Source organism: Pseudomonas sp. P2S-1, assembly GCF_057197725.1.
This window is the reverse complement of the sequence record NZ_CM170068.1, coordinates 3,668,083-3,677,500: the sequence shown is the minus strand read 5'-3', so window position 1 is coordinate 3,677,500 and position 9,418 is coordinate 3,668,083. Positions and strand designations below refer to the sequence as shown.

The 9,418-nt window shown below is 57.3% G+C and carries 5 protein-coding genes, 2 tRNA genes and 2 rRNA genes (1 of these 9 cut by a window edge); 8 read left to right on the top strand and 1 reads right to left on the bottom strand.

Going from position 1 to position 9,418, the window contains the following annotated elements; genetic code table 11:
* From AC2CQI_RS16285 to AC2CQI_RS16255, 7 genes are all read left to right on the top strand, one after another.
* Window positions 1-41, top strand: a tRNA-Ile gene (locus tag AC2CQI_RS16285) (it extends 36 nt beyond the left edge of the window).
* A 26-nt stretch (window positions 42-67) separates the two neighbouring features.
* Window positions 68-143: transfer RNA gene (locus AC2CQI_RS16280), tRNA-Ala, on the top strand.
* 232 nt (window positions 144-375) lie between these two features.
* Window positions 376-3,266: ribosomal RNA gene (locus AC2CQI_RS16275) — 23S ribosomal RNA — on the top strand.
* Window positions 3,267-3,400: 134 nt separating this feature from the next.
* Window positions 3,401-3,516 (top strand): 5S ribosomal RNA (gene rrf / locus AC2CQI_RS16270).
* Between the two features lie 117 nt (window positions 3,517-3,633).
* Window positions 3,634-4,293: a paraquat-inducible protein A gene (locus tag AC2CQI_RS16265; protein ID WP_075804474.1), complete on the top strand. Its 660-nt coding sequence runs from the start codon at window positions 3,634-3,636 to the stop codon at window positions 4,291-4,293.
* On the top strand, window positions 4,280-4,903 hold the full coding sequence (locus AC2CQI_RS16260) for a paraquat-inducible protein A (RefSeq protein WP_075804473.1): 624 nt from the start codon (window positions 4,280-4,282) through the stop codon (window positions 4,901-4,903). The genes AC2CQI_RS16265 and AC2CQI_RS16260 overlap by 14 nt, the downstream gene beginning before the upstream one ends.
* Entirely contained in the window at window positions 4,896-7,202 is a 2,307-nt protein-coding gene (locus AC2CQI_RS16255; RefSeq protein ID WP_484577323.1) for a PqiB family protein, read from the top strand. Before AC2CQI_RS16260 ends, AC2CQI_RS16255 begins: the two co-directional genes overlap by 8 nt.
* 148 nt (window positions 7,203-7,350) lie before the next feature.
* Here the strand turns inward: AC2CQI_RS16255 and rpsT are convergent, their stop codons facing one another.
* Window positions 7,351-7,623 (bottom strand): 30S ribosomal protein S20, encoded by a 273-nt coding sequence (gene rpsT, locus AC2CQI_RS16250; protein WP_009403531.1) that lies wholly within the window; start codon window positions 7,621-7,623, stop codon window positions 7,351-7,353.
* Between the two features lie 250 nt (window positions 7,624-7,873).
* Here rpsT and murJ point away from each other — a divergent pair, with 250 nt between their 5' ends.
* Complete coding sequence (gene murJ / locus AC2CQI_RS16245) at window positions 7,874-9,412, top strand: murein biosynthesis integral membrane protein MurJ (RefSeq protein WP_484577322.1); 1,539 nt, start codon at window positions 7,874-7,876, stop codon at window positions 9,410-9,412.
* Window positions 9,413-9,418 lie beyond the last annotated feature (6 nt).

The window sequence follows — 9,418 nt, the reverse complement described above, 5'->3', positions numbered from 1 at the left end:
TAAGGGTGAGGTCGGCAGTTCGAATCTGCCCAGACCCACCAATTAAGTTACACGTTAGCCTCAGTCTGGGGCCATAGCTCAGCTGGGAGAGCGCCTGCCTTGCACGCAGGAGGTCAGCGGTTCGATCCCGCTTGGCTCCACCATAATCTGCTTGAAACGCCTGATTAAAGCTTAGAAATGAGCATTCGCATCGAATGTTGATTTCTAGTCTTTGTTGACTGGTCCGTTCTTTAAAAATTTGGGTATGTGATAGAAATAGACTGAACGACACTTTCACTGGTGTTGATTCAGGCTAAGGTAAAATTTGTGAGTTTTTGTCATGAATTTTCGGCGAATGTCGTCTTCACAGTATAACCAGATTGCTTGGGGTTATATGGTCAAGTGAAGAAGCGCATACGGTGGATGCCTTGGCAGTCAGAGGCGATGAAAGACGTGGTAGCCTGCGATAAGCTTTGGGGAGTCGGCAAACAGACTGTGATCCAGAGATCTCTGAATGGGGGAACCCACTCAGCACAAGCTGAGTATCTTGCACTGAATACATAGGTGCAAGAGGCGAACCAGGGGAACTGAAACATCTAAGTACCCTGAGGAAAAGAAATCAACCGAGATTCCCTTAGTAGTGGCGAGCGAACGGGGACTAGCCCTTAAGTTGATTTGAGATTAGTGGAAGGCTCTGGAAAGTGCCGCCATAGTGGGTGATAGCCCCGTACACGAAAATCTCTTGTCAATGAAATCGAGTAGGACGGAGCACGAGAAACTTTGTCTGAATATGGGGGGACCATCCTCCAAGGCTAAATACTACTGACTGACCGATAGTGAACCAGTACCGTGAGGGAAAGGCGAAAAGAACCCCGGAGAGGGGAGTGAAATAGAACCTGAAACCGTATGCGTACAAGCAGTGGGAGCCTACTTTGTTAGGTGACTGCGTACCTTTTGTATAATGGGTCAGCGACTTATATTCAGTGGCGAGCTTAACCGAATAGGGGAGGCGTAGCGAAAGCGAGTCTTAATAGGGCGTTTAGTCGCTGGGTATAGACCCGAAACCGGGCGATCTATCCATGGGCAGGTTGAAGGTTAGGTAACACTGACTGGAGGACCGAACCGACTACCGTTGAAAAGTTAGCGGATGACCTGTGGATCGGAGTGAAAGGCTAATCAAGCTCGGAGATAGCTGGTTCTCCTCGAAAGCTATTTAGGTAGCGCCTCATGTATCACTCCAGGGGGTAGAGCACTGTTTCGGCTAGGGGGTCATCCCGACTTACCAAACCGATGCAAACTCCGAATACCTGGAAGTGCCGAGCATGGGAGACACACGGCGGGTGCTAACGTCCGTCGTGAAAAGGGAAACAACCCAGACCGTCAGCTAAGGTCCCAAAGTCATGGTTAAGTGGGAAACGATGTGGGAAGGCTTAGACAGCTAGGAGGTTGGCTTAGAAGCAGCCACCCTTTAAAGAAAGCGTAATAGCTCACTAGTCGAGTCGGCCTGCGCGGAAGATGTAACGGGGCTCAAACCATGCACCGAAGCTACGGGTATCACTTAGGTGATGCGGTAGAGGAGCGTTCTGTAAGCCTGTGAAGGTGAGTTGAGAAGCTTGCTGGAGGTATCAGAAGTGCGAATGCTGACATGAGTAACGACAATGGGAGTGAAAAACTCCCACGCCGAAAGACCAAGGTTTCCTGCGCAACGTTAATCGACGCAGGGTTAGTCGGTCCCTAAGGCGAGGCTGAAAAGCGTAGTCGATGGAAAACAGGTTAATATTCCTGTACTTCCGGTTATTGCGATGGAGGGACGGAGAAGGCTAGGCCAGCTTGGCGTTGGTTGTCCAAGTTTAAGGTGGTAGGCTGGGATCTTAGGTAAATCCGGGATTTCAAGGCCGAGAGCTGATGACGAGTTGCCTTTAGGCGACGAAGTGGTTGATGCCATGCTTCCAAGAAAAGCTTCTAAGCTTCAGATAACCGGGAACCGTACCCCAAACCGACACAGGTGGTTGGGTAGAGAATACCAAGGCGCTTGAGAGAACTCGGGTGAAGGAACTAGGCAAAATGGCACCGTAACTTCGGGAGAAGGTGCGCCGGCGAGGGTGAAGGACTTGCTCCGTAAGCCCATGCCGGTCGAAGATACCAGGCCGCTGCGACTGTTTATTAAAAACACAGCACTCTGCAAACACGAAAGTGGACGTATAGGGTGTGACGCCTGCCCGGTGCCGGAAGGTTAATTGATGGGGTTAGCTAACGCGAAGCTCTTGATCGAAGCCCCGGTAAACGGCGGCCGTAACTATAACGGTCCTAAGGTAGCGAAATTCCTTGTCGGGTAAGTTCCGACCTGCACGAATGGCGTAACGATGGCGGCGCTGTCTCCACCCGAGACTCAGTGAAATTGAAATCGCTGTGAAGATGCAGTGTATCCGCGGCTAGACGGAAAGACCCCGTGAACCTTTACTATAGCTTTGCACTGGACTTTGAATTTGCTTGTGTAGGATAGGTGGGAGGCTTTGAAGCGTGGACGCCAGTTCGCGTGGAGCCATCCTTGAAATACCACCCTGGCAACTTTGAGGTTCTAACTCAGGTCCGTTATCCGGATCGAGGACAGTGTATGGTGGGTAGTTTGACTGGGGCGGTCTCCTCCTAAAGAGTAACGGAGGAGTACGAAGGTGCGCTCAGACCGGTCGGAAATCGGTCGTAGAGTATAAAGGCAAAAGCGCGCTTGACTGCGAGACAGACACGTCGAGCAGGTACGAAAGTAGGTCTTAGTGATCCGGTGGTTCTGTATGGAAGGGCCATCGCTCAACGGATAAAAGGTACTCCGGGGATAACAGGCTGATACCGCCCAAGAGTTCATATCGACGGCGGTGTTTGGCACCTCGATGTCGGCTCATCACATCCTGGGGCTGAAGCCGGTCCCAAGGGTATGGCTGTTCGCCATTTAAAGTGGTACGCGAGCTGGGTTTAGAACGTCGTGAGACAGTTCGGTCCCTATCTGCCGTGGACGTTTGAGATTTGAGAGGGGCTGCTCCTAGTACGAGAGGACCGGAGTGGACGAACCTCTGGTGTTCCGGTTGTCACGCCAGTGGCATTGCCGGGTAGCTATGTTCGGAAGAGATAACCGCTGAAAGCATCTAAGCGGGAAACTTGCCTCAAGATGAGATCTCACTGGAACCTTGAGTTCCCTGAAGGGCCGTCGAAGACTACGACGTTGATAGGTTGGGTGTGTAAGCGCTGTGAGGCGTTGAGCTAACCAATACTAATTGCCCGTGAGGCTTGACCATATAACACCCAAGCAATTTGCGCGTAAGCCGAATTGTGGTGGTGAAGACGCAATGAACCGAAAGTTCGTGCAAACCACAAATGTCACATACCCGATTTGCTGAAGCGTCGAAAGACGATTTGGCACACAGAATTTCTTGACGACCATAGAGCATTGGAACCACCTGATCCCATCCCGAACTCAGCAGTGAAACGATGCATCGCCGATGGTAGTGTGGAGCTTCTCCATGTGAGAGTAGGTCATCGTCAAGATTCAATTCCGAAACCCCTATCTGCGTATGCAGGTAGGGGTTTTGTCTTTCTATCCTCCCCACAAATCGGAACGGGCGCACTAGAATAGACCCCGACGCCGTCATTCAGAATTTTCCTATGTCCGATCCTGCCGACTCCCGGCCCCTCGCGAATCTGCCGCTGGACGAACTGGTGGCCTGTCACGAGTGCGACCTGCTGATGCGCAAACCGGTGCTCAAGCGCGACGAAAAGGCCCACTGCCCCCGTTGTGGCTATGAGCTGTATGCCCACAGGCACAATGTCGTCGATCGTAGCCTGGCGCTCGTCCTGGCTGCTTTAATGCTGTACGTCCCGGCGAACTTCCTGCCAATCATGCAGCTCCATCTATTGGGGCAGAATGCGGATGACACCGTGTGGAGCGGTGTGCTTGGTCTGTATGACTCTGGCATGCGTGGTATCGCCGTGGTGGTGTTTCTCTGCAGCATGGCGATACCGCTACTCAAGTTGCTGTGCCAGCTTGCCGTGTTGCTCAGCATTCGCTGGAACATCGGAAGAAGCTACGGATTGCTGCTCTATCGCATTTATCACCACCTGCGCGACTGGGGCATGCTCGAGGTGTACTTCATGGGTGTGCTGGTGGCGATCGTCAAGCTGGTGGACCTGGCCGAACTAAGCCTTGGCCTGGGCCTGGCGTGTTTTATCAGTCTTTTGCTGGTTCAGGTCTGGCTGGAAATAGTGATGTCGCCACACCAGATCTGGGTGGCTTTGTCGGGAGAAGACCTGCATGCGGGCGATTGATGCCGGAATCCTTATTTGTTGCGAATGCCACCAGCTCAATCATCAGGAGCCGGATGCTCGTTCGCAGGTCTGCACACGCTGCGGCGCGATCGTGCATGCGCGGCGCCCCAACAGCCTGGTGCGTACCTGGGCGTTGCTGCTGACCGCGGCGATTCTCTATATCCCGGCCAATGTCCTGCCGATCATGACCGTCAGTACCTTGGGCCAGGGCAGTCCGGACACCATCATGTCCGGCGTGATCACCCTGATGAAGCACGGCATGCTGCCGATCGCCGCGGTGGTGTTCATTGCCAGTATCCTGGTGCCGACCTTCAAATTGGTCGGTATTGCCCTGCTGCTTTATTCGGTACAGCGCCATCAACCCTTGTCCGCTCGCCAGCGCATCCTGATGTACCGTTTCATCGAGTTCATCGGGCGTTGGTCGATGCTGGATATCTTCGTCATCGCCATTCTAGTGGCAGTAGTGAATTTCGGGCGCATCGCCAGCGTCGAAGCCAACCTGGGGGCTGTTGCCTTTGCCAGTGTGGTGATACTGACGATGTTTGCAGCAGTAACTTTCGATCCCCGACTGATCTGGGATAACACGGAGTCGGACGACGACCATGAGTGACGATTTGCCTACGGCTAGAACCCGGCCAGCCTCGAACTGGTCGGCCATCTGGATTTTGCCTTTGATCGCCCTGCTGATCGGCGGCTGGCTTGGCTGGCAGGCTTACCGGGATTCGGGGGTGAACATCGAGGTTCGCTTCAAGAGCGGCGACGGTATCGTCGCCAACAAGACCGAGGTGGTCTACAAGGGCATGCCGGTCGGCAAGGTCAAAAGCCTGGTACTGGATGCCAAGGGCAGCGATGCCGGGGTGGTCGCCACCATCGAGATGAATGCTGCCGCCGAGCCCCATCTGCGGACCAATACGCGCTTCTGGCTGGTCAAGCCCAGTGTCACGCTGGCGGGTATCACGGGTCTGGAGACGCTGGTCTCCGGCAACTATATTGCCGTCAGTCCGGGTGATGGCGAGCCGACCAAGAACTTCGTCGCCTTGCCGGAGGCGCCGCCGCTGTCCGACAGCGAGCCGGGTCTGCACCTGACGCTCAAGGCGGACCGCCTGGGTTCGCTCAATCGCGACAGTCCGGTGTTCTACAAGCAGATCCAGGTCGGCCGGGTGAAGAGTTATCGCCTTGCTGAAGACCAGGGCACGGTGGAGATCAAGGTCTTCATCGAGCCTGCCTACGCCTCCCTGGTGCGCAAGCACACGCGTTTCTGGAATGCCAGTGGTGTGAGCGTCGATGCCAGCCTGTCCGGGGTGAAGATCCGCAGCGAGTCGCTGGCCAGCATCGTCGCCGGCGGTATCGCCTTCGCCACGCCTGAGCACCGCAAGGACAGCCCGCCCACGGACCCGAGCCTGCCGTTCCGTCTGTACGAGGACTTCGACGCGGCCCAGGCTGGTATCCGGGTAAAGGTCAAGCTGAGCGACTTCGAAGGCCTGCAGGAAGGCCGTACCCCGGTGATGTACAAGGGCATCCAGGTCGGTACCCTGAAAACCCTGAAGGTCGAATCCGATCTGAATAGCGCAATGGCCGAACTGACCCTCGACCCGCTGGCCGAGGATTACCTGGTGCAGGGCACCCAGTTCTGGGTGGTCAAGCCGTCGATTTCCCTCGCGGGCATCACTGGCCTGGAAGCGTTGGTGAAGGGTAACTACATTGCCGTGCGCCCAGGCGACAAGGGCGCCGCGCCGCAGCGCGAGTTCGAAGCCCGGGCCAAGGCACCACCCCTCGACCTGAAGGCGCCGGGTCTGCACCTGGTGCTGTTCAGCGAGAACCTGGGTTCGCTGGAGGTCGGAAGCCCGGTCCTCTACCGCCAGGTCAAGGTCGGTACCGTGCAGAGCTACCAGTTCTCGCGCAAGCACGAGAAACGCCTGCTGATCGGCGTCCATATCGAGCCGGAGTACGCCAACCTGGTCAATGGCTCGACGCGCTTCTGGAATGCCAGCGGTATCACCCTGACCGGTGGCCTGTCGGGTATCCAGATCAAGAGCGAGTCGCTGCAAAGCCTGATGGCCGGCGGTATTTCCTTCGATACGCCCAAGCCGAACGTACCGCTTAAACGGAAGATTCCTACCTTCCGCCTGAATGAAAGCCAGGAGGCCGCCAACCTTTCGGGTATTCCAGTCACCATCAAGGTGGCGGATGCCGATGGCCTGAAGGTGGGCACGCCGATTCGCTTCAAGGGCCTGGATGTTGGCAAGGTCGAGGCGGTCGATCTGAGCGCGGACCTGCAATCCGTGCTGCTCAAGGCGCGGATCACCGAGGTGCCTGAACGTATTGCGCGGGTGGGCACGCAGTTCTGGGTGGTCAAGCCGGCGCTGGGGATCGTCAAGACGGAGAACCTTGGCACCCTGATCACCGGACAGTACCTCGAAGTCCAGCCGGCAGCACAGAACAAGGGGTCGCAGCGCGAGTTCACGGCATTGCCCGAGGCGCCGGAGGTCATCGGAGCGCCGCAGGGGCTGGCCCTGGTCTTGAGTGCGCCAAGGCGCGGGTCGATCAAGCCGGGTGTGCCGGTGACCTACCGGGAGATTCCCGTGGGCAAGGTGACAGGTTTCGAGTTGGGGCAGACGGCTGACCGCGTGCTGATCCATATCCTGATCGAGCCGCGTTACGTTCCCCTGGTGCGTGGCGGCAGCCGTTTCTGGAACACCAGCGGCTTCGGCTTCGAGTTCGGTTTGATCAAGGGGGCGACCATCCGCACCGAGTCCCTGGAAACCATGATCCAGGGCGGTATCGCCTTCGCCACGCCTGAAGGCGAGCAGATGGGCAAGCCGGCCTTGCCGCAGCAGACCTTCGCCTTGTTCGAGAAGGCGGAAGAAGACTGGCTGCAATGGGCGCCGAAGATTCCGATCGGTAAGTAAAGCTACAAGCTTTAAGCTGCAAGTCATAAGTAGGAGCGGGCGCGGTGCTGGCCAGCTTTTACTTATGACTTGCGGCTTGAAGCTTGGAGCTCAAATCCCAGGCAATAAAAAACCGACCCTGAGGTCGGTTTTTTAACAAGCTTGTCGCTTAGGCAGCAGCTTTCAGCGCCTTGATGTGGCCATTCAGACGGCCTTTATGGCGAGCAGCCTTGTTCTTGTGGATGATACCCTTGTCGGCCATACGGTCGATTACAGGTACAGCCAGGATGTAAGCAGCTTGCGCTTTTTCGGCGTCTTTTGCGTCGATGGCTTTAACTACATTCTTGATGTAGGTACGAACCATGGAACGCAGGCTGGCGTTGTGGCTGCGACGCTTCTCAGCCTGTTTTGCACGTTTTTTGGCGGAAGGTGAGTTGGCCACCGTCGAGCTCCTCGAAAGACTTGGTAAATAGCAAACAAAATAGGCCGCGAATCATGCCGATGAGTTGACTGCTTGTCAAGGCCACGAACGGGTAACCGCTCGGTGGTCATTCTCCATCGGGATGATTCCCTTCTGGTGCACGACCTGTAAACTCGGGAGCTTTTGCGCTGCCTGTTTTGCGCGGCGCGCATTATTGCACATCCGAATGACGTTCGGCCTGCACTTCATCCAACGGCGTGAAAAACTTTCGATGAATCTCCTCAAATCCCTGGCTGCGGTCAGCTCGATCACCATGGTCTCGCGGGTGCTGGGCTTCGTCCGTGACACCATCCTGGCCCGTATCTTCGGCGCCGGCGTGGCCACCGACGCCTTCTTCATCGCCTTCAAGCTGCCCAACCTGCTGCGCCGGATCTTCGCCGAGGGCGCCTTCTCCCAGGCTTTCGTGCCGATCCTGGCCGAGTACAAGACCCAGCAAGGCGAGGAAGCGACCCGCACCTTCATCGCCTACGTATCCGGCCTGCTGACCCTGGCCCTGGCGGTGGTGACTGCGCTCGGCATACTGGCGGCCCCGTGGATCGTCTGGGCCACTGCGCCGGGCTTCGTCGACAGTCCGGAAAAATTCCAGCTGACCACCGACCTGCTGCGTGTGACCTTTCCTTATATATTGCTGATCTCGCTGTCATCCCTGGCCGGCGCGATCCTCAATACCTGGAACCGCTTCTCGGTCCCGGCCTTCGTGCCGACCCTGCTCAACGTCGCGATGATCTTCTTCGCGCTGTTCCTCACGCCGTACTTCGATCCACCGGTGATGGCCCTGGGCTGGGCGGTGCTGGCCGGCGGCGTGTTGCAGCTTCTTTATCAGCTGCCGCACCTGAAAAGGATCGGCATGCTCGTGCTGCCGCGCCTGAACCTGCGCGACACCGGTGTCTGGCGCGTGATGAAACAGATGCTTCCGGCGATCCTCGGGGTCTCGGTCAGCCAGATCTCGCTGATCATCAACACCATCTTCGCCTCGTTCCTGGTGGCCGGCTCGGTCTCCTGGATGTACTACGCCGACCGCCTGATGGAGCTGCCGTCCGGCGTCCTTGGCGTGGCCCTGGGCACCATCCTCCTGCCGACCCTGGCCAAGACCTACGCCAACAAGGACCGCCAGCAGTACTCGCAGATCCTCGACTGGGGCCTGCGCCTGTGCTTCCTGCTGGTGCTGCCATGCTCCCTGGCCCTGGCGATCCTCGCCGAGCCGCTGACCGTCGCCCTGTTCCAGTACGGCAAGTTCAGCGCCTTCGATGCGCAGATGACCCAGCGCGCGCTGATCGCCTATTCGGTCGGCCTGCTCGGCATCATCATGATCAAGGTCCTGGCGCCCGGCTTCTATGCCCAGCAGAACATCCGTACTCCCGTGAAGATCGCGCTCTTTACCCTGGTCTCCACGCAACTGCTCAACCTGGTGTTCATCGGCCCGTTGCAGCACGCCGGGCTGGCCCTGGCGATCAGCGTCGGTGCGTGCCTCAACGCGGGCCTGCTGTACTGGAAACTGCGCCAGCAGCGCCTGTTCGAGCCGCAGCCGGGCTGGACCGGTTTCCTGGTCAAGCTGGTGATCGCGGTGTTGCTGATGTCCGCCGTACTGCTGGTCGGCATGCATTTCATGCCGCCCTGGGCAGAAGGGGAGATGCTGATGCGCTTCCTGCGCCTTGGCGCCCTGATCGCTGCGGGCGTGGTGACCTATTTCGGCAGCCTGTTCCTGTTCGGCTTCCGCCCCCGGGACTTCGCCCGCAAGGCGCTGCACTGACGGACG